This window comes from Roseobacter denitrificans OCh 114 (assembly GCF_000014045.1).
GTDB lineage: Bacteria > Pseudomonadota > Alphaproteobacteria > Rhodobacterales > Rhodobacteraceae > Roseobacter > Roseobacter denitrificans.
In genome coordinates this window covers 3,323,949-3,343,844 of record NC_008209.1, presented here as the reverse complement: position 1 = coordinate 3,343,844, position 19,896 = coordinate 3,323,949, and the positions used below count along the sequence as shown (strand labels likewise).

15 protein-coding genes, 1 tRNA gene and 2 pseudogenes are annotated in these 19,896 nt (G+C 59.5%); 10 read left to right on the top strand and 8 right to left on the bottom strand.

The window, feature by feature from the left end; genetic code table 11:
* Positions 1 to 46: 46 nt before the first annotated feature.
* The 3 genes from RD1_RS15975 to RD1_RS15965 are packed head-to-tail and all read left to right on the top strand — an operon-like array spanning position 47 to position 3,035.
* Positions 47 to 1,087, top strand: coding sequence for a pyridoxal-phosphate dependent enzyme (locus RD1_RS15975; RefSeq protein ID WP_044033503.1), 1,041 nt, complete (start codon positions 47 to 49; stop codon positions 1,085 to 1,087).
* Between the two features lie 56 nt (positions 1,088 to 1,143).
* The gene (locus tag RD1_RS15970; protein WP_050759145.1) at positions 1,144 to 2,241 is read left to right on the top strand and encodes a M24 family metallopeptidase; all 1,098 of its coding nucleotides are present in this window, start codon (positions 1,144 to 1,146) and stop codon (positions 2,239 to 2,241) included.
* The gene (locus RD1_RS15965; protein ID WP_011569569.1) at positions 2,238 to 3,035 is read left to right on the top strand and encodes a maleate cis-trans isomerase family protein; all 798 of its coding nucleotides are present in this window, start codon (positions 2,238 to 2,240) and stop codon (positions 3,033 to 3,035) included. Before RD1_RS15970 ends, RD1_RS15965 begins: the two co-directional genes overlap by 4 nt.
* Here RD1_RS15965 and RD1_RS15960 read toward each other — a convergent pair.
* From RD1_RS15960 to RD1_RS15930, 7 genes are read right to left on the bottom strand one after another with little or no spacing between them, the layout of a single operon-like run.
* Entirely contained in the window at positions 2,988 to 3,923 is a 936-nt protein-coding gene (locus RD1_RS15960) for an AEC family transporter (RefSeq protein WP_011569568.1), read from the bottom strand. The genes RD1_RS15965 and RD1_RS15960 overlap by 48 nt on opposite strands.
* Before the next feature lie 60 nt (positions 3,924 to 3,983).
* Entirely contained in the window at positions 3,984 to 4,784 is an 801-nt protein-coding gene (locus RD1_RS15955) for an MBL fold metallo-hydrolase (RefSeq protein ID WP_011569567.1), read from the bottom strand.
* Positions 4,784 to 5,590 carry a TatD family hydrolase gene (locus RD1_RS15950; protein WP_011569566.1) on the bottom strand — a complete coding sequence of 269 codons (807 nt, stop codon included), beginning with the start codon at positions 5,588 to 5,590 and terminating at the stop codon, positions 4,784 to 4,786. Before RD1_RS15950 ends, RD1_RS15955 begins: the two co-directional genes overlap by 1 nt.
* A 33-nt stretch (positions 5,591 to 5,623) precedes the next feature.
* Positions 5,624 to 6,730 (bottom strand): DNA polymerase III subunit delta', encoded by a 1,107-nt coding sequence (locus RD1_RS15945; RefSeq protein WP_011569565.1) that lies wholly within the window; start codon positions 6,728 to 6,730, stop codon positions 5,624 to 5,626.
* Positions 6,727 to 7,365 carry a dTMP kinase gene (tmk, locus tag RD1_RS15940; RefSeq protein WP_011569564.1) on the bottom strand — a complete coding sequence of 213 codons (639 nt, stop codon included), beginning with the start codon at positions 7,363 to 7,365 and terminating at the stop codon, positions 6,727 to 6,729. The genes RD1_RS15945 and tmk overlap by 4 nt, the downstream gene beginning before the upstream one ends.
* On the bottom strand, positions 7,362 to 8,531 hold the full coding sequence (locus RD1_RS15935) for a D-alanyl-D-alanine carboxypeptidase family protein (RefSeq protein ID WP_011569563.1): 1,170 nt from the start codon (positions 8,529 to 8,531) through the stop codon (positions 7,362 to 7,364). Before RD1_RS15935 ends, tmk begins: the two co-directional genes overlap by 4 nt.
* A 20-nt stretch (positions 8,532 to 8,551) precedes the next feature.
* Complete coding sequence (locus tag RD1_RS15930; RefSeq protein ID WP_011569562.1) at positions 8,552 to 9,385, bottom strand: SPOR domain-containing protein; 834 nt, start codon at positions 9,383 to 9,385, stop codon at positions 8,552 to 8,554.
* Positions 9,386 to 9,580: 195 nt separating this feature from the next.
* Here RD1_RS15930 and RD1_RS15925 point away from each other — a divergent pair.
* From RD1_RS15925 to RD1_RS20740, 6 genes and pseudogenes are all read left to right on the top strand, one after another.
* Positions 9,581 to 9,670, top strand: a tRNA-Ser gene (locus RD1_RS15925).
* A gap of 1,062 nt (positions 9,671 to 10,732) precedes the next feature.
* A complete protein-coding gene (locus RD1_RS15920; RefSeq protein ID WP_011569561.1) occupies positions 10,733 to 11,410 on the top strand; it encodes a response regulator transcription factor in 678 nt (225 codons plus the stop codon).
* Complete coding sequence (locus RD1_RS15915) at positions 11,407 to 12,744, top strand: sensor histidine kinase (protein ID WP_011569560.1); 1,338 nt, start codon at positions 11,407 to 11,409, stop codon at positions 12,742 to 12,744. The genes RD1_RS15920 and RD1_RS15915 overlap by 4 nt, the downstream gene beginning before the upstream one ends.
* A 97-nt stretch (positions 12,745 to 12,841) precedes the next feature.
* The gene (locus RD1_RS15910) at positions 12,842 to 13,870 is read left to right on the top strand and encodes a calcium-binding protein (RefSeq protein ID WP_011569559.1); all 1,029 of its coding nucleotides are present in this window, start codon (positions 12,842 to 12,844) and stop codon (positions 13,868 to 13,870) included.
* Positions 13,871 to 13,919: 49 nt separating this feature from the next.
* Positions 13,920 to 14,435: an OB-fold nucleic acid binding domain-containing protein gene (locus RD1_RS20475; protein WP_050759097.1), complete on the top strand. Its 516-nt coding sequence runs from the start codon at positions 13,920 to 13,922 to the stop codon at positions 14,433 to 14,435.
* Positions 14,436 to 14,448: 13 nt separating this feature from the next.
* A pseudogene (locus tag RD1_RS20740) lies at positions 14,449 to 14,667 on the top strand (IS3 family transposase); the annotation flags it as partial.
* A 393-nt stretch (positions 14,668 to 15,060) separates the two neighbouring features.
* Here the strand turns inward: RD1_RS20740 and RD1_RS21005 are convergent.
* Positions 15,061 to 16,131, bottom strand: a pseudogene (locus RD1_RS21005) (IS3 family transposase).
* Positions 16,132 to 16,480: 349 nt separating this feature from the next.
* Between RD1_RS21005 and RD1_RS15890 the strand changes: the two are divergent.
* A complete protein-coding gene (locus RD1_RS15890) occupies positions 16,481 to 19,834 on the top strand; it encodes a calcium-binding protein (protein WP_044033208.1) in 3,354 nt (1,117 codons plus the stop codon).
* Positions 19,835 to 19,896 lie beyond the last annotated feature (62 nt).

The window sequence follows — 19,896 nt, the reverse complement described above, 5'->3', positions numbered from 1 at the left end:
TTTGGGGGCATTGACGCGCGGCGGGTTTATCGTAGCAATGGGGCGCATGAAAATCGTTCAAAACCCATACCGAGGCTCAGGCCTGACGCACCCCGCCCTGACTGATATGCCATGGACCGCTGCGGATGCAGCCGCCCCGCTGGATCTGGTGGCGCATTGTCCCAAAGCCGCTGAAACACCGTTGCAGTCGGCGGCGGCTCTGGCCGAGGCGACTGGAGTGTCATCCGTTCACATCAAGGATGAACGGGGCCGTATGGGGCTGGGAAGCTTCAAGGCACTTGGGGCCGCCTATGTGATCGCGTGTGATGCGCAGGCCGGCGAGGCGCGCGGGCAAACCTATGTCACCGCCAGTGCCGGCAATCACGGCCTGTCGGTTGCGGCGGGGGCGGCGGCCTTTGGCGCACATGCTTGCGTTTACATTGCGCAAACGGTGCCTGAGGCCTTTGCCGAGCGGTTGCGCAGCCATGGCGCGCAGGTGGTGCGCGAGGGGGCGGTATACGAAGACAGTATGGCCGCCGCTGCAAAGGCCGCTGATGATCAGGGGTATATCCTGCTGTCAGACAGTTCATGGCCCGGATACAGCACCCGCCCGCATCGCCTGATGGAAGGGTATCTGATCCTGATGGCCGAAGCCGTTGCGCAGATGACCCATGTGCCGACGCACATCTTTTTGCAGGCCGGTGTTGGTGGTCTGGCGGGTGCTGCGGCGGCGCATGCGCGCAAGGTTTGGGGCGATGGGCCGGTCATCGTCGTGGTGGAACCGGAGCACGCGCCTGCGCTGGCTGCTTCCATTGCGGCGGGTGGCCCGGTTGTTGCGCAGGGCGATGTGTCCGCCATGGGTCGGCTGGATTGCAAGGAACCCTCGCTGATCGCGCTCAAAAGCCTTGCGCGGGATGCCGATTGTTTCATGACGATTACCGAAGCCGAAGGCCAACAAGGTGCGGCGCGTGCAGCGCAGGAGGGGTTCGCCTCGACGCCTTCGGGGGCTGCTGGCCTCGCCGGGCTTCTGGCGGGGGCAGGGGCGCTTGAACTGGACGAGACGTCGCGGGTGCTGCTGATCCTCAGCGAAGAACCCGAACCGGCGTGAGCGCACCGCTCTCAAACGGTGAATACCGCCTGCGCACAGAGCAGGTGCAAAAACGGATGGCCGAGGCCGATATCGCCGCTTTGTTGCTCACCACCGAGGCGGATGTGCGCTATATCACGGGCTTCATGACCCGGTTTTGGGAAAGCCCGACGCGGCCCTGGTTCGTGATTGTCCCGGCGCAGGGTGATCCGATTGCGGTGATCCCGTCTATCGGCGTTGCGCTGATGCACTCCACATGGATCAGCGACATCCGCAGTTGGCGCGCGCCGAATTACGAAGATGATGGGGTGTCACTGCTGGCCGAAACCCTGTGCGAGGTTGCCCCCAGGGGCGGGCGTATCGCTGTGCCCGGGGGTGGGGGTACGCATCTGCGGATGCCTCTGCAGGACTGGCAGCGCCTGCAGGTCGTCACCACGGGGCGAACCTTTGTGGATGACGCTGATCTGATGGCCGCCCAGCGGATGGTCAAATCGGAAGCGGAGATCGCCCGTATTGCCAGCGCCTGCCGCGTGGCGGAGCGCGCCTTTTCCCGCGTGCCCGAGATCGCATCGGCGGGCATAGCCCTGCGCGATGTGTTCCGCCGGTTTCAGATGCTCTGTCTGGACGAGGGGGCCGATTGGGTGCCTTATCTGGCCGGGGGCGCGGGGCCGGGCGGGGTGCGCGATGTGATTTCGCCCGCAACGGACGACCCGTTGCAAGCGGGCGATGTTCTGATGCTGGACACGGGATTGATGCATGATGGGTATTTCTGTGACTTTGACCGCAATTTTTCGATCGGGCCGCCGTCGCCTGCAACGATCTCGGCCCATGCGCGCCTGATCGAGGCAACACGGGCGGCTTTTGACGTCGCCCGGGCTGGCTGCACCGCCGCTGACCTTTTCAAGGTGATGGATGACATCGTGACGGACGGGCAGGGCGGATCGGATGCGGGGCGGCTTGGTCACGGGCTTGGCCTGCAACTGACTGAACCGCCTTCGCTGATCGCGCAGGATCACACGGTGCTACGGGCCGGTATGGTGCTGACGCTGGAGCCGGGTATTGATCTGGACGACGGGCGCATCCTTGTGCATGAGGAAAACATCGTGATCCGGGAGGACGGCGCGCAGTGGCTCTCGACGCCGGCGGGTCCTGAAATGACGGTTCTGCGCCCATGAGCCCGCATCGCTTTTCATATACCCTGAGTGAGCCGGTTGGCGCGCGGCTTGGGTTGATCGTGCTGCAATCCGACGAAACCATCGAGGGGGACATGCGCCGCCTGCTGCCTTTTGACGCGCAATTCATGGTCAGCCGCGTGCCTTCCGACAGTGAAGTAACCTGCGACACGCTGGCTTTGATGGAGCAGTATCTGAGTGCCGCTGCAGCGCTTTTTCCCCAAGGCCTGCAATTTGATGTCATGGGTTATGGCTGCACCTCCGGCACTGCCCAGATCGGGGTCGAAAAGGTCGCCGCGCGCCTGCGCGACAGTCTTGAGACCCGCGCGGTGACGCAGCCGCTTTCAAGCCTGCTTGCAGCCTGCGAATACCTCGGGCTGAAGCGACTGGCGCTGTTGTCGCCCTATGTTGCGGCAGTGTCTGATACTTTACGCGCGGCGTTGCGCGAAAACGGTATCACAACGGATGTGGTCGGCAGCTTTGACGTCGGCACCGAAGCCGACGTCGTGCGCATAGATCCCGCCGCCGTGCAAGGCGCTGCGATCACCCTGATGGAAAATGCTGATGTCGACGGGCTGTTTCTGTCTTGCACGAACCTGCGCACACTGGACGTGATTGACCCCCTCGAAACGCGCCTTGGCCTGCCGGTCCTCAGCAGCAATCAGGTCTTGGCGTGGCATATGATGCGCCTTGCCGGCCTGCGCGCCCCGCCACATGCACCGGGGCAGCTTTTTGCGCAGATGCGCGCCTCAGACGCCCTGCAACAGCATCAACCAGACCCAGACGGTCAGGATTGACCCAAGCGTCGCCAGCAGCACGGATGATGCTGCGATCCGTCGGGCGCGTCCGTACATATTGGCAAAGATATAGGCATTGAACCCGGGCGCCATGGCCGCCGTCAGCACGCCCGAGCGGAACGCATCCGGAGGCACGGAAAGCGTGGTACCAAACCCCCACATCAGCGCCGGGTGCAGGATCAGAGCAATGACACAAACCATGGCAATGGCACGCAGATCGCCCTCGGGTTTGTATTGTATCAACACACCGCCCAAGGCGAAAAGGGCCGCAGGCAACGCCGCCTGAATGATCAGTGACAGCGCGTCATTGACCACACTGGGGATCGGCATCCCCGTGACATTGACCAAAAACCCCAGCGCAATCCCGATGACCAGCCCGTTGCGAAACATCGCCCGCCCCACTGAACGGGCCATCAGCAGCGGGGATTTACCCCGGTTGCGGGTGATCTCCATCACGGTGATGCCAAGGCCGTAGCAAAAGGGCGAATGCAGCGCGACAATGGCAAAGTTTCCGGTGAGCGCTTCGGCCCCGTAAGCGCGCTCCGTGATCGGCAGGCCCAGCAGCACCGAATTTGAAAAAAGACAGCAAAAGCCGATGGCCACACAGTCTTCCCAGTCGCGTTTGAACAACAGGCGCGCACCGGTCATCCCCGCGAAAAAGCATGTGGTCGCCCCGGCATAGAAACTGACCAGCAGACCGGGATCAAACGAACTGCCCAGATCAATTTCCGCGATGGCCTTGAACAGCAGGCAGGGGATCGCGAAACCTTGGGTAAAGCGCATGACCCCATCAATGCCTGAGATCGGGAAAAGCCCCTTCCACACAGCCACATACCCGAACCCGATTACGAGAAAGACGGGCAGGATGACATCAAGAAGGGTTTGCATGGTGCCTCGTTGTGCCGCTGCGTATCTTCACGGCGAGGGGGGCGTAAAAGAGGGTGAGGCTCAGGTCGTGGGGTAGGTCAGCCGCAAGCCATCATAGGCCGGTTGTACATGATCCGGCGTTTCCGCCATCACGGTTTCATAGTCAAGATCAATATGCATATTGGTCAAAACGGCAGATTTTGGTTTCACCTGCTCGATCCATTCGAGGGTCTGCGCGAGATGGGAGTGCGTCGGATGCGGGTCGCGCCGCAACGCATCCACGATCCAGCACTCCAGCCCGTTCAGTTTGCGCCACACGCCCTGGGGTATCTGCGCCACATCCGGCAGATAGGCGACGTCGCCGATACGAAACCCCAGTGCGTCCATACCGCCATGTCCCACCAGAAACGGCGAGAGCGTCACCGGGCCACCGGCACCATCAATCGTCACATCCCCGTCAATCGTGTTCATGTCGAGGATCGGGGGATAATTCGACCCCTCGGGCTGTACAAACACATAGCCAAACCGCTGCATCAACGCGTCCTTGGTCGGGATATCGGCCCAGACCGGCAGGCGCGCGCGCATGTTGAAAACGATCATGCGCAAATCATCAATGCCGTGCACATGATCCGCGTGGCTATGGGTATAGACGACCCCGTCCAGCCGCCCGATGTTTTCGCTCAGCAGCTGTTCGCGCAGATCGGGGGAGGTATCAATCAGCACCGTTGTGCGGCCATCCGGGCCAATACGCTCCACCAGCAAGGAACAGCGGCGCCGCCGGTTCTTTGCGTTATGCCGGTCACAATCGCCCCAAAGGCCGCCCAGACGTGGCACACCGCCGGAAGAACCGCACCCCAATATGGTGAACTCCATTTGATCCATCACGCGGCAAGCTCATAGGCTGCGGCTTTGGCAAACAGCCGGTCGAAATTCAACTCAAGTTGCGCTGCAAATTCGCTGTAGTCCATCCCAAAGGTCTCAGCAGCGCGCCGCGCGGTATGGGCGGTGTAAGCCGGTTCGTTGCGTTTGCCCCGGTGGGGTGGGGGGGCCAGATAGGGCGCGTCGGTTTCCACCAGAATACGATCGATCGGGGCGGCGGCAAAAATATCCCGCAGGGCCTGCGACTTGGGAAAGGCCGTGATGCCCGACATCGACAGATAGAACCCCATATCAAGCGCGACTCTGGCCAACGCGGCAGAGGATGAAAAGCAATGCATCACGCAGGTATAGGCACCCTGATCATAGGCCTCGCGCAGGATGCGGGCCATATCCTCATCGGCATCACGCGCGTGGATGATCAGCGGCAAGCCGGTTTCCCGTGCGGCATCAATGTGAATGCGGAGCGAGGTTTTCTGCACCTGCGCACTCTCGGCGGTATAGTGGTAATCCAGCCCGGTTTCGCCGATCCCCACGAATTTCGGATGCTTGGCAAGGGTGATCAGTTGCTCGACGCTCGCCAGCGGTTCGCTTGCCGCACTCATCGGATGCGTTCCGGCGGCATAGAAGATCGGCGCATGTGCCTCGGCGATGGCGCGCACGGCGGGCTCGTTCCTGAGTTTGGTACAGATCGTCACCATGCGCATGACGCCAGCCTCTGCGGCATTGGCCACAACCTCGTCGATACGTCCCTCGAAATCAGGGAAATCGAGGTGGCAGTGACTGTCGGTGATATGTGGTTGCGTGCTCATGGTCTGCTCAATACTGCCGCCGCGCATCGTGTGCTAGGCCACACGTGTTTGGCTGATCTTGATGAGGGTATCTAGGACCAGAGCCGCAGGGTCAAGGTTCACCGCAAGGCCATGGCGCGCGCGCGCACTTGTTTCCTGCGCGATTTCGGCCCAGGCCCGCGCGGCAGCAGGGTCGGGCGACAGGCGCATCAAGGTCGCCGCCTCGCCGGGCGTGGCCTCGACCGTAGGGGGCAGGCCCGTTGCCCCGGCGCGCGCCAGACGCGACATGAGCAAATCGAGCAGCACGAACAGCAGATCGCGTTTCGTCTCAGCCCCGCGCGCGGCGGCTGCTTCGGCCAGTTTCAACGCGCGCGCCCGGTCGAACTGCGGCAGCGCGATGATCAGTTGAACAAGCTCCGCATATGTTTTCAGGCCATCGAAGTTTGACAGCCGCACGGCGGCCCCGACCGACCCGCCTGATAACTCGGCCAGTGCAGGCCCATGCCCGGCGGGATCAATTCCTGCCTGCGTGAGCGCTTTTTCCATATCCTCCGGCTGCAGTGTGCCGAGGCGCAATACCCGGCACCGCGAGCGGATCGTTGGCAAAAGGCCGGAGGGTTGATGGCTGATAAGGATCAACGTGGCGCGCGCCGGGGGTTCCTCAAGCATCTTCAACAGGGCGTTTGCGGCCTGCGGGTTCATCTCATCCGCAGCATCCACGATGACAACCCGCCGCCCGCCTTCCGTGGCAGAGAGTTGAAAAAACGACGACAGGCCGCGGATGTCATCGACGGCGATCACGTCACGCATGCGCCCGGTTTTCTCGTTTTCGGACCGTGTGATATGTTTCAGGCCGGGCTCTGCGCCGGCCGCAATCCGTCGTGCAACGGGATGTTCGGGGTCGATCGCGAGCGTTGTGGGGGCGGGTGGCGCACCGAAGAGGCCCTCATCCTCTTGCGGTGGTGTGGCCAGCAAAAACCGCGCGATCGCCCATGCCAGCGTCGCCTTGCCCACACCGCGCGGCCCGGTGAGCAACCATGCATGATGCAGGCGTCCCGTTGCATATGCGTCCAGAAACCCCTGTTCGGCAGTGGCTTGACCAAAAACCTGCGGCGTGTCGCGCGGGTGCGGCGCGCCTTCAATTTGATCGGGGGCCGTCATGCCAGCGCCTGATCGACGATCTTGATCACCTCCGCTGCGACACTGTCGGCATCCCGCCCGCCATCCACAAGGCGAAAGCGGGCTTTGAACTCCTGCGCCAGTGCCAGAAAACCGGCGCGCATCCTCGTCTGCAAATCCTCGCCAAAGGCTTCAAAACGCTCGTCAGCGGTTTGTCGCGACAGCGCCCGGGACAGCCCGATGGCCGGGTCCATATCAATCAGCACGGTGAGGTCGGGTTCGCGGCCAATCATCAGCTCATGCAGCGTGTCCACGACCTGTCGCAGATCGCCGCGCGACAGGCCCTGATACATGCGCGTGCTATCGGCAAACCGGTCACATATGACGATTTTCCCATCCGCCAGGGCAGGGAGGATCAACCGCTCCATATGGTCGCGCCGCGCGGCTGTAAACAAAAGGATCTCCGTCTCGGCGGACCAGCGGTCGGGATCACCCTGCAAGACAAGCGCGCGGATTTCCTCCGCCCCCGGAGAGCCACCCGGTTCGCGGGTTTCGACGACCTCGTGGCCGCTTGCGCGCAAATGGGCGGCAAGCCTTTTGGATTGGGTGGATTTGCCCGACCCGTCAATGCCCTCAAAGGTGATGAAAAACCCGGTGTCGCGGGTGCGCGATATCACGACTGTTCCTCTGGCCCCTGTATCAGCGTCGTGACCAGAACCATGGCTGCCGTCATCATGCGGGTGACAAAACCGCCACTCGGCACGTCTTGATCCGCCACCAGCGGCAGGCGCATTTCCGGCAGACCCTCAGGAGTGAACACGAGCTCTCCCAGCGGGTCCCCTTTGGCGATTGGTGCCTCGATCGGGCCGGTAAACACCACCTCGGCCTCGATTTCACGCTCCGCAAGGGCGGGCATCAACACGCTCATGTCCTCGGCTGCGACCAGCCCGACCTGCGGGCTGCTGCCCATCCAGACGTCCGCCTTGGCAAATTCCTGACCTGCCTTGCCAATGTCGCGCATGGCGAATTGTCTGAAGGCCCAGTTCACGATGGCCTGGCTTTCCTGCGCGCGCGCCGCTGTCGTCTCCAACCCGGTGATGACAAAGATGATCCGCCGATCACCTTGCTTGGCCGAGCCGACAAGACCGTATCCGGCCTCTTGCGTGTGGCCGGTTTTCAACCCGTCCGCGCCAATACCCATGGTCAGCACCGGGTTGCGGTTGCGGCTGTTGCTGGGCACACGGTTGTCGAAGGGGAATTCGGTCTCCGCAAACATCGGGTAGAATTCTGGGAAATCGGTGATCAGCCGGTCAGCCAGAATGGCAAGATCGCGCATCGACATCACATGCCCGGTTTGCGGCCATCCGCTGGCGTTGATGAAAACGGAGTTGTTCATACCAAGCTGTTGCGCGCGCTGTGTCATCATGCGCGCAAAGCCGTATTCCGTTCCATCAGGCGAAAGCGCTTCGGCGATGACCACACAGGCATCGTTGCCTGACACGACGATGATGCCGCGCAGCAAATCCTCGACACTGACCGTCTCGCCGGAGCGCAAGAACATGCTGGAGCCGCCGTAGGACTGCGCATGTTCGGACACGGGCAAGCGTTCATTTAGGTCCAGCCCGCCGTCGGCCTTGCCGCGCCGCACGGCTTCGAATGCCATGTAAAGCGTCATCAGTTTGGACATGGAGGCCGGCGGCAAGGGCGCGTCGGCGTTTTTATTGAGCAGCACGGTGCCGGTGGTCTGATCCATTACAAAAGCAGCACTGGCTCTGGTTTCAAAGGCCGCTGCGGTCAGTGTCGATGCAACCAGAACAAAAGCGGCAAGAAGGATACGAAACATGTTTTTTCCTCGCTGACGGGTCAGTTTGTCACGACATAGGCGTCTGAATAGCCTTCTGCCTTGGTTTGCGCGAGCAGTTTTTCGCGCTCGGATATCGAACTCGCCGGGCCGACCAGGACCCGCCAGAACGCCTTGCCGCCGGAGTCCTGTGCGCGCACGGATGGCATCATTCCAGCGCCGCGCATCTGCTGTGCGACGCGCTGTGCATTTGCCTCGATGCTGAAGATTCCAACCTGAACGAAGGGCTTGTCCAGAGACGACACGGGCAGGCTGGATTGCACCGGTTCAGCCGCGTCAATGGCGGCACTGGCAACCGCGATCGGGTCCAGCGTCGTTTCGCCAGCCTGTGTTGTTTGCGGCTCGGCGGGGCGCCGGGGGATTTTCTCCTTGCGCAAGGCCACGACATTCAACTCGGCCGGGGCACCGGCGAGCACACCGAGCGCTTCGGCTGCATCAGATGACAGTTGCAAGCGCGGACCCGGTATTTCGCGTTCGCGGCGAAACAGCGCGCCGACGACAGATTGCCCATTCACCTGATTGCGGATCAAAACGCGTTCAGGTTCCGTAACATCCGGGTGTGCGACCCAAACGCCGCCCAAGGACGGACGCCCATCCCACAAACCCGCCTCTTGGGCCGCAAAGACTTCGGGCGCTTCCACATCCTTATCAGTGAACGCCATGTCCGATGCGGATTCGGCGGAACTCTCGGTCTCCGCCTGAGCATTCGGCAAAACGCTTTGAAAGTCGAACGCGCCGCTGTCGTTGCAGCCGCTTAAAAAGGTGCTGGCTACAACCATAACGACTATTACGGGGCGGCAAATCGCAGTGTAAGGAGTCAATCGAGATATGCTCATGTCGCCATCCTAGCCTGATTGCCCGCGGGCGCGGTACCTCATCGCCCTGTTTGAAACAGGATCTTTGGGACAACTTAGCTCGGGATAAACGCTCTGGGAAGTTGAAACACGGCAAGGTGGCAATATTCCCCGATCCGGATGCTCTGAAAATTCATGGTTTCAGAATCGGTTATCAGCCACTAGGACGGTGCAACCGGAGGAGTGGCAGAGTGGTCGAATGCACCGGTCTTGAAAACCGGCGTGCGTGAAAGCGTACCGTGGGTTCGAATCCCACCTCCTCCGCCACTTGTCCTTGAGAAACCGTTCTCCCGATCCGGCTTTGGCCGGATTTTTCCACTACATTCAAGGGTTATGCGGGCGGGGCTATTCACCGGTCCATGTGCCGGGAGGGCCGGAAGCAGCCTCTCAGCGCCGATATTCTCCAGACCTCATGACCGCGCCGATTTAGTGAATAGCTTGTAATTAGATGATTTATTGTTTTTGTTTCGAGGGTCGGAAATTGACTTCGACGCCAGTCTCCTTCGTCCACTTGGAACTGGGATCGGAATTTGAATCAGCTTGAAGCACATCATCCTGCATTTTTGTCGGCGATGACATCTGCATTCCCAATTTGGATTTCGGCAGCACTGCTAGCGGAGCCAACGCGCCAAGGTTCAAGCGACCTTTCTTGAAGCATATGATGTCCGCTCAACAATCGTGCACGGCGCGACCGACGCGAAGCGCAACTGCAATTCGGTAGACCGCCATAGCGCATTTATCTGTAACTTTAATCTGACTCAGCAGGCGCTCTTGAAGATGCTACTGACTGATGCCGGAGCCCACGACTAATTCTGGGCAGCTAGAACGGTTCGCAGACGGTGAAATCTAACTGTCCCAGATCGTGCACCTGCAGTGAATGTCGGATACGCGAGTTGCTTTCGCAGGATTAGTTGCCAGTTTTAGAGATCCGGTATGGGCCGTCCTGATCTCAGGGGATCGGTTTTTTGAGCCCACATGCTGCACCAGTTCCGATGGCGGCAACGAGCCCAAAGTACCTGATGTTGCACAGAGCATGAAAGATAGCTTTATCGGAGTGCGCTACGGATGTAGCATGGTGCTTCATATCAGTTTAGATCCGACCGCCCGAGCGGACTAGAAGCCAGTAGGGGCGTTACTGCAACGATTGAGGCGTTTCACGCATCTTTCTTGCTTAGCTGCACCCGTTCGTCACACCTGCGGCGCGGCGCCCTCACGCCCAAGCGGCGGGCGCGGCGGTTGTCCGCCACGCTCGGCAGGGACTGCTATGGACGAGCGGCGCTGGAACAGGCAATCTTCCGGCATGCCCCACGTCGCTTGGAAGGAGTCGCAATGCGCGTCTTGCTCGTCGAAGATCACCCGCAGCTCGCGGATGCCGTTCGGGACGCGCTGGTGCGAGCGGGTTTCGCGGTGGATCATGCTGGTACCGCGGCCGAGGCGCGCGAGATGTCGTCGCTGGCTGAGTATGATATCGCGCTGCTGGACCTCGGCCTGCCCGACGGCGACGGGATGGCATTGCTGCCGACGCTGCGGCGGGACGGCACGGTGCCGGTTATTGTCCTGACGGCGCGGGAGCAGCTCACTGACCGGCTGTCCGGGCTCGACGGGGGCGCCGACGACTACGTGGTCAAGCCCGTCGAGATGCCAGAATTGGTGGCCCGCTGTCGCGCGGTGCTTCGCCGTCCGGGCGACAGGTCGGGAACGGTGCTGAACCATGGCGATCTTGCGCTCGACACCGCCGCGCTCAGCGTTACGGTGGCCGGCACAGGCGTCCCGCTTGGGCGGCGCGAGGTTGCGGTTCTCGAGCATTTGATGCGCGCCGCAGGCCGAGTCTCGGCGCGCCGCGTCCTAGAGGAAGCGGTCTACGGCTTCGACGACGAGGTGAGCCCCAACGCCATCGAGGCCTCCATATCGCGCCTGCGTCGGACGCTGGCGATGGCCGGCAGCGGGGCGAACATAGTGACAGTTCGCGGCATCGGTTGGATGCTGCCGCGTGGGGACGGCGCGTGAACCGCCCCGACCGCGCAAGGCCTCTGGCGCGCACCCTCGCGACGCGCTTTGTCCTGATTGCCGCGATCGTCTTCGCACTCAACGCAGTTGGGGTCGGCCTCTACTATGGCACCGACCGCCGGGCCCTCGCGGCGGAGGCCGTCAACAACCAGGCCGAGCGCATGGAGGACGCGCTCGACGGAGCGATGCTGCCGGCAGACGCGCCAGTGCGGGGCCTCTATGCTGCGCACCCGAACGCCTACGCCTTCGCGCTGGTGGACCGCAGCGGCGAGGTGCTTGACGCAATGAACGCCGCGCTAATCCCGCCAGCAGCCTTGGGCCTCTTCGCCGACGAATGGATCACGCAGATCGACCGGCCTAGAGGGACGCTGACGGTGGCAGGCCACGAATTTCAGGAGCGCAGGGATGGCCTGCGCATGGTATTCGTTATGGACGAAGATCCGGCACATCTGGTCCGTTGGGCGTATCTGGACGAACTCTACCAGCATGTCCTTCTGCCCATCGTGCCGCTCGTGCTGCTACTGACCGGCGCGGGGTGGTTGCTTATTCGTCGCAGCCTCCGGCCATTGGTCGACGCTTCCGCCTGGGCGCGGGACTTGCGCCCGGGCGCCGGCGTTGCCCCGCCCGAAGCCAAGTGGCCTGCCGAGATCGCGGACCTCGTGGAGGCAACGCAGCGCACGCTTGACCGGCTGGGCGAAGCTTTAGCCGCCGAGACACGCCGCGCCGCCGATGCCGCACATGCGCTGCGCACACCCGTCGCCGTGCTGACGGCGCGTGTCGACGCCCTGCCGCCCGGCGAGACGGCGGACCGGCTGCGCGGTGACGTCGCCCATCTGTCGCGCATGGTCCGGCAGGTGCTGGCGGCCACGCGGGCGGACGGTATGCAGCTTGACGATGCCACGACTCTCGATCTGCGTGAGCCTGCCGAGGCGGCGGCAGCAGCGCTCGCGCCCTTCGCCTACGAGAAAGGGGCGGATCTCTCGCTCGAGATGCCCGAGGCGCCCGTCCCGGCGCGGGCGGATGCCGAGGCGGTCGAACTGGCGCTGACGAACCTGATCGAGAACGCGGTCCTGCACGGAGGCGAAGGCACCGTAATTGTCATGGTCGGACCGGGACCCGAGATCGCCGTGCGCGACGAAGGGCCCGGCCTTCCGCCGTATGCGGGCGAACGCCTCTACGAAACGTTCTGGCGGGCGCCGTGCGCCGTTCCGGGCGGAAGCGGGCTGGGTCTGTCGATCGTAGATCGGCTGCAACGCGCCCAGGGCGGTAAGGTCGCGGCCGAAGACGCTGAAGGCGGCGGGGCGCTCTTCCGCCTGAGCTATCGCAACGCCTGATTTTTTCGATCCCGTCAGAGTCCCGTCAGGTAGGCCCCCTAATACGTCCTCATCGAAATAGCCGCAATCGCGGCGCAACGCTCAGGGGACAACCTCGATGGATATCTACGGCACGAACAGAAACGACGTTATCACAGGCACCTCGCGTGGAGAGGACATTTACGGCCGGAACGGCGATGACATCCTCCGCGGCGGCGCGGGCAACGACGCTCTTTACGGGGGGAACGGCAACGACATACTCGATGGCGGGGCCGGGAACGACGAGATGGTGGGCGGTGCCGGGCGCGACACCTTTATCTTCGGCTCGGGTCGCGACTCGATCGAGTACTTTCGCTCCGATGACACCATCGAGCTGAACGCCGGACTGGGCGTGCGCAGCTTCTCCGACATCCTTTCCGTCGCCCGCACGGTTGACGGTGGTGACAGCACCCTGCTTGACTTCGGTGGCGGCAACAGCCTGCTGATCGAGGACGTCAGCATCGACGACCTGTCCGCAGGGCAGTTCAGCTTCGGCCAGACGGCACAGCCGCCTGCGCCTGCTGCTACGGCTCCGGGCAGCGGAACGGATGGCAATGACCGGCTGACAGGGACGAGCGGTCGGGACGTGATCGATGGCGGCGCGGGCAATGACGACATCCGCGGTTTTGGCGGGAACGACGAGATTGACGGTGGCGGCGGTAATGACCGCCTCTTCGGCAATAATGGCAACGACGACCTCGACGGTGGGGATGGGAACGACCGGCTGTCGGGTGACAACGGTAATGATGATCTCGATGGAGGACGCGGCAATGACCGACTCTTCGGCAACAACGGGCGCGACGATCTGAGCGGCGGAGCCGGGCGGGACTTGCTCAACGGCGGGCGCGGTAACGACACACTCGAGGGCGGCGCAGGCGCAGATACCTTCGTGTTCAACTTCGGGCGTGACGTGATCGAGGACTTCAGCACCGAAGACGTTATCCGCCTGACGGGCGCGGCCCGAAATGCCGATCTTGGCGACGTGCTCGCCAACGCCCGTGTGGTCGACGGTGGCGATGATGTGCTGCTCGACTTCGGTGGCGGCAACACGCTGCGGCTTGAGGACACCCAAATATCGCAGATCTCGACCGACGACTTCATTTTCTGACGCGCCAACCACCCGCGCGAACACGCCAACCCATGCGAAAGGAAAATACATGAAAGATCAATTCTCAAACCAGCACACCGAGACGGATCTGCAGCAACTCCGGACCTGGCTTTGGGGGCGAGGTGCGCATGCCGCGTGCGATTCCGGTGACCTGCGGGATGCTTCTACTCGTCTTGGCTGGCGTGGCCTTTGGATTGATCCTTCGCGCAACAGGACCCAGCATATGATAAACTTCTTCGTCATTACGGCCGTTCTCACCCTTGGATTAACAACGGCGCACGCGACAGGCATGCCCACTCCCATCGACGCGCTTGAGCGCGGCACGATTGTCACCGTCGAGGGTACAGTGGCGCAGATCACCGACGAGGACGAGTTCCGCCTCCAGGATGATACCGGTACGGTCCGCGTCTATGTTGGACGCAACTGGGTGCCGGCGGATGTGGGCGACGCTGTGCGGATCGAGGGTTTCGTCGACGACGACTTGTTTGGCCCGATGGAGATTTACGCCCGCACCCTGACGCACGCCGACGGCACCGTCGTCACGCTCGACGGCCGCTACGAATGAGTGCGAGCCCACGGTATCGACGAGTGGCAAAGGTAATTGCTATGACAACGCGGCCGTTGAAACGTTCTTTAAACCTATTAAAGCAGAACTGATCTGGAGGCATCCTTGGGAAACACGCAGGACTTCTGAGACGGCGATCTTGGAATACAACAATGGCTTCCACAATCCGCGACGCCGACACTCAGCACTGGGCCGGAAAAGCCCAATCGCCTTCGAACGAAAGGTGGCTTAAACGAGCACGTGGGGCCGCACGAAAGCGTGACAGGTCCATGCTGCATGTGTGCGGATGTGTTCACTGAAACCTTCTAGTCACGTAGCGAGCCCTGAAAGCTACGCTTTCAAGGTCCGCTGCGTGTTACGTCTTGCGCTGCTTATGTGGTTGAGACGTTGTTACCGAAGTACATGAAATCGCGATCCATGCCGGCAACTTCGGCTCCGTTAAGCGACAGAGTGGCGCAATCGAGCATTTTGAAGCTCTGCTGGCTTTTGACCCAATCATCCGCATGGCGTAGCGTAGACAGGGTGTAGGTGGACGTGAGCTACTCCCCATTTGTTGGACAGGATCTGTCGTAAATTAAGCTACTCTTTACACCTGCTGATCGGGGTTGGTTGTTTCGTATCTCTGTCAGTAGACCAGAGCGGGTGGTTTGCCGCCAAGGGCATAATGCGGGCGCTTGTGATTGTAGAACTCGATCCACTTTCTGATTCCATCCTTCGCCTCAGATCCGGTTTCCCAGGCGTGCAGATAGATGCATTCATATTTCAAAGACCGCCACAACCGTTCAACGAAGATGTTGTCGAGAAAACGGCCTCTTCCATCCATCGAGATACTCACGTTCGAGCGCCGCAGTCTGTCGGTCCAAGCAAACGATGTGAACTGGGACCCTTGGTCGGTGTTCATTATGTCTGGTGCGCCAAACTTGTGGATCGCCTCATTCAGAGCATCAACGCAGAAGCCAGCCTCCAGCGTGTTCGAGATGCGCCAAGCCAGCACCTTGCGTGTGTGCCAGTCCATGATCGCGACCAGATACAAAAAGCCCCGCCGCATGGGCAGATACGTGATGTCGGCACACCCACTGCCCGGCAGGGTCATGCGCAGCATGATCCCGAGAGGGGGACTTGGTTGGGCCGATCTACCCGCAACCCACGCAGCAGATAGGGGTAAATCTTGTGACCCTTGGCGGCTCTGCTCGTGTTGGGCTTCTGATAAATCGGCATAAGGCCCATCAGGCGCATCAGATCAAGTTTCATCTCGCTCTCGCCCTTCGGCTCATAGTAAAATGACGACCGCGAGATCGACAGCAACGCGCATTGCTTGCCGATAGACAGATCTGGAAGGCTCGGCTAAATTATCTTGCGCCTCACTTGCCGGTCCAGGGTTTGAGCTTTCTTGCCAAAGCTAGGGGGACCGTGGCCCCAGTGGGGCCGCGTAAGCCCCCGTACCGTTGGCGACGGCCAACTCGCCGATCTTGGCATGGAGGTCTTTGACCTGCTCTTCATCGACTTCCGGTGTCTTCCGGCCGCCACGCTCAAATACGCCTGACGCGCCTTCAAGCAAGGCACGCTTCCATTGATGGATCATCGTTGGGTGAACCCCAAATCGACTGGCCAACTCGCTGACCGTCTCTTCGCCCTTCAGCGCCTCTAACGTGACCTTGGCCTTGAATTCTGGGTGATGTTGCCTCCGTTTCGACATGTCCGATCTCCTTCGTGTTGAAGATCAGCAGAAAACAATTCGCAGCTTTCGTCAGTGTCCGAACTTCGGGGGGCAGCTCAATTCAATCAAATTTTTTCAACTAGTTGGGAAAATGCGAGCCCTACGTACAACTCATGCCCGAGTGACGTTTATTCAAATGAGAGAATTCAATGGTGGACGTGTCAGAACTTCTAACAAAAACAGGAAATTTTGCTTGAAGTATGCAGCCAAGCTCAACACTATCAGACCTGCTGTTAAGCTTAAGAATAAGCCGAAATTCCGTGTAATTTAATCTATCAGAAGTTGATAATTTAATCTGCCTGACTAATGAAAAGAGTATGAAATTTCCATGCCTGATACCCAAGACGATCAACTTCTGGTCGATAAATTTAACCGTAACCGTGACCTGATCAAAGAAAAATTTGAGAAGCGCAAAGCGGAAAATGAGCGGCTTAAGAATGATCCGTTGACCGATCAGAAGACGCTGGACAAGATCAATGCCACAGAGCAATCAGTTGACGATGCTTTGGATATATTACAAGGCGAAATCGACTCGATCGATAAGGTCAAAGACCTGCATTATGCGCGGCAGTCTTTGGTAGATCCGACGATCAATGACCCAAGCCAAATTATTAACAATGAAAATTACAAGCCCGCGCCAGACTTTCAGAATGCTTTTCATAAGAACAATGGAGCGGATAACAACGTAAAATATACTGGTCCGGACGGGCAAGAGTTTATCATTGGTACGGATGAGAACGGTAATAAATTCATTGATACCACTCCTGAAAATGTGGGAACTCCTAATTTCTTTGACAAAGAAGACTTACTTGGACACTACGATCTTGATGTTGAGCCGTTCATTAGATTTGGCAATACGGAAGAACACGCGCAGAGCAGTACGCGTGCCCAGCGTCAGCAAGCGTTCAATGACTCAGTTACTCCTGCCCTTGTAGGGAAAGCTGGGCTAACGGATGAAGTTGAGGCGGTCAAAGACGTCGTTGAAAATGTCGAAACTGGTATCGAGAATTTGTCGGACCGGGTTCAGGCAGCTCAAGACGCCAACGAAGAAGAGCTGCGCCAAAACGTTCAAGAGCTCAACGATGCGCTGGACGCCGTGAAAACTGAAGCCGCTGCTTTGCCCGACAAAGCACGTGGTTTGTTTTCTGACGCAGATGAAGCTGCTGATGCAATGCTCGCTGTTTTAAAAGATCCAAACGCCACTGAGGCGGAAAAACAGTTCGCGCGTGAACAGCTTTCGGAGCTTGGGCAAGGAATCAAGGGCCTGGCCGGTGATGTCGGCAAAATTGGTGAGAATCTTATTGATGCGGGTAAGAAGGCGAAAGCAGCCTTAGATAACATTGACCAACAAGGCGATCTGCAAGACACCAAAAAACTCTTAGATGATGTGCAAAGTGCGATCAACAAAGCGAAAGCTGCAGCGCAGGGCGCACGAGATAAGATCAATAAAGTTGGGGCCGATGTCACACAGATTGGCACCAATCTAATTGAAAGGGCCCGCCAGAAGGCCGACGACCTGCAGAAAAAGTTCGCTGAAGTCACTGACAGGGATAGTGACGGCGACACCGATGCGGCTGATATTCTGAAAGCGATAGGTGATTTTGGCCGCGGTATATTGAATGCCAGTCCTTTGGTACTGGATTTGGACGGCGATGGGATCGAGTTGATCTCCTTGGATGATGGCGGTGTGCTGTGGGATCTGACGGAAGACGGGTTTGCCGAATTCTCGGGCTGGGTCAGTGCCGATGACGGGCTTTTGGCGCTGGATGTGAATGGCAACGGTCGGATTGATGACAATTCGGAATTATTCGGGTCCCAAACGATAGATGGGTTTCGCGCGTTGAGGGGCTTTGACGACAACGCTGATGGGGTGATCGACAGTGCCGATGCAGTTTTCGACCAGTTGTTGCTGTGGCAGGATAGTGATCTGAGTGGGACTTCTGAGGCGGCGGAGCTTACCACGCTGATGGATCGGGGTATTTTGTCGATTGATGCGATCGCGCAGGAGGTAAACCAGACCAATGCGGGGCACCGCGTTTCGCATATCAGTACTTATACGCGGCAGGGTGCGGATGGTGCGGTTGAGACGCGCGTGATTGAAGACATTTGGTTCAACTACAATCCGGTGATAACGCGATATTCGGCAGAGTTTGAGCTCGATGAAAGTGTTTTGTGGCTGCCTGATGTACGTGGCTACGGACAGATTGCGGATATGGCGGTTGCACTGTCCTTGGGGCTACCTCACACGCAAAACCTGCGCACGCATTTGGAGGATTTCGCGGGGCTTACGTATCAAGAGATATTTGCAGACCCGGATGCTTTGGTAGAAAGGGTGCGCGAAATACTCTTCGATTGGGCCGGGGTTGCGGATGTCGGAATTGTAACGCGAGGCCCGAACATTGACGGCCGTGCGATGGTGTTTTTGGAAAAGCTCAACGGGCAGAATTTCTTGCAACGCGGGTGGAACCCTGATCCCGGGTACTATGCTGCGCAAGAGTTGCTGACCGGGTTTCATTCTGTCGTTAATTCAACACTGGCGCGCATCGTCTTGCAGACCGACGGAAACCGATTGTTCGTGGATGGGCCGGTCTATGACACATCGCTGGACAGCTTCTCAGGTGGTACGCAACTAGACGTGGATGTTTTGCGTGACATTCGTGACATCGCGCAAGCTTCTGGGCGGGCGTCTGAGATATGGACGCAAGTTGTGCGCACGATCGAATTTGGCACCGGTCTGGAGCGGTTGAACACCACGTCGCAGAACCTGTTGGATAGCTATATCCAGCAGTCGGATCCAACCCTGGATCTGTCGCAGATTGAAGCGCTGCTACCCTTCCAGAGCAACGTCGGAATCAATCTCACCGGGAACAACAACACGGATGACGTGCTGACTGGGACGGTGGGCGATGATCGGATCAATGGGCGCGGTGGCAATGACACTATTGAGGGTGGTGTTGGCGCGGACATTATCTTTGGTGGTACCGGCAATGACGACCTCTACGGTGATGCTGGGCCAGATTTGATCTATGGTGATAGTGGCGACGACACATACCACTATAGTCTGGGCAATGGTGTTGATACGTATGATGAGACCGGCACCGGCTTGGACCGCATCCTATTTGGAGCGGGGATCACGCTTGCCGATCTGGAAATTTCACGCGTTTCTAATCTCGATATGCGCATAGCAATTCTTAATGCGCAGAATGCTGAGATCCTGATAGAAAACCAGTTCAATTATGGTTCGGGGCAGGGGCATATTGAGCTTTTGGAATTTGCTGATGGCAGCACGTACAGGCTCGATGACAAGAGCTATCATCTAGTAGGGACCAAGTTTGCGGACACGCTATACGGCGTTGCGAGGGGCGCGCTCAACAGTGATACGATTTCTGGTGGCGATGGGAATGACGTGATCTACGCTTTTGGCCCGAACGAGCGTGAGGCCTCAGACAATTATCTTTTCGGGGACGGGGGCGACGATTATCTGGTGGGTGCTCGCGGTTCTGACACAATAGAAGGCGGCACAGGCGAAGACGTATTGCTTGGGTCATTGGGCAATGATCTGTTGCGCGGTGGCCCTGATGCGGATGTGATCCGAGGCGAGGATGGCGATGACACAATATTTTACGCATTAGGGGACGGTGACGACACTCTGTTTGAGACTGGCCGGGGTGGATGTTATTGAGATGGGCGCTGGCATCACCTTGGACATGCTGTCTTTCGTGCGAACCGGGGCTGATGCATTGC

What these genes read in the sequence shown, in the direction of transcription:
- RD1_RS15935 (WP_011569563.1), bottom strand. Translation starts at nt 8,531, where the DNA reads ATGTTTCGTATCCTTCTTGCCGCTTTTGTTCTGGTTGCATCGACACTG.
- RD1_RS15910 (WP_011569559.1), top strand. Translation starts at nt 12,842, where the DNA reads ATGGATATCTACGGCACGAACAGAAACGACGTTATCACAGGCACCTCG.
- RD1_RS15965 (WP_011569569.1), top strand. Translation starts at nt 2,238, where the DNA reads ATGAGCCCGCATCGCTTTTCATATACCCTGAGTGAGCCGGTTGGCGCG.
- RD1_RS15945 (WP_011569565.1), bottom strand. Translation starts at nt 6,730, where the DNA reads ATGACGGCCCCCGATCAAATTGAAGGCGCGCCGCACCCGCGCGACACG.
- RD1_RS15975 (WP_044033503.1), top strand. Translation starts at nt 47, where the DNA reads ATGAAAATCGTTCAAAACCCATACCGAGGCTCAGGCCTGACGCACCCC.
- RD1_RS15960 (WP_011569568.1), bottom strand. Translation starts at nt 3,923, where the DNA reads ATGCAAACCCTTCTTGATGTCATCCTGCCCGTCTTTCTCGTAATCGGG.
- RD1_RS15890 (WP_044033208.1), top strand. Translation starts at nt 16,481, where the DNA reads ATGCCTGATACCCAAGACGATCAACTTCTGGTCGATAAATTTAACCGT.
- RD1_RS15920 (WP_011569561.1), top strand. Translation starts at nt 10,733, where the DNA reads ATGCGCGTCTTGCTCGTCGAAGATCACCCGCAGCTCGCGGATGCCGTT.
- RD1_RS15955 (WP_011569567.1), bottom strand. Translation starts at nt 4,784, where the DNA reads ATGGATCAAATGGAGTTCACCATATTGGGGTGCGGTTCTTCCGGCGGT.
- RD1_RS20475 (WP_050759097.1), top strand. Translation starts at nt 13,920, where the DNA reads ATGAAAGATCAATTCTCAAACCAGCACACCGAGACGGATCTGCAGCAA.
- RD1_RS15970 (WP_050759145.1), top strand. Translation starts at nt 1,144, where the DNA reads ATGGCCGAGGCCGATATCGCCGCTTTGTTGCTCACCACCGAGGCGGAT.
- RD1_RS15950 (WP_011569566.1), bottom strand. Translation starts at nt 5,590, where the DNA reads ATGAGCACGCAACCACATATCACCGACAGTCACTGCCACCTCGATTTC.
- RD1_RS15930 (WP_011569562.1), bottom strand. Translation starts at nt 9,385, where the DNA reads ATGAGCATATCTCGATTGACTCCTTACACTGCGATTTGCCGCCCCGTA.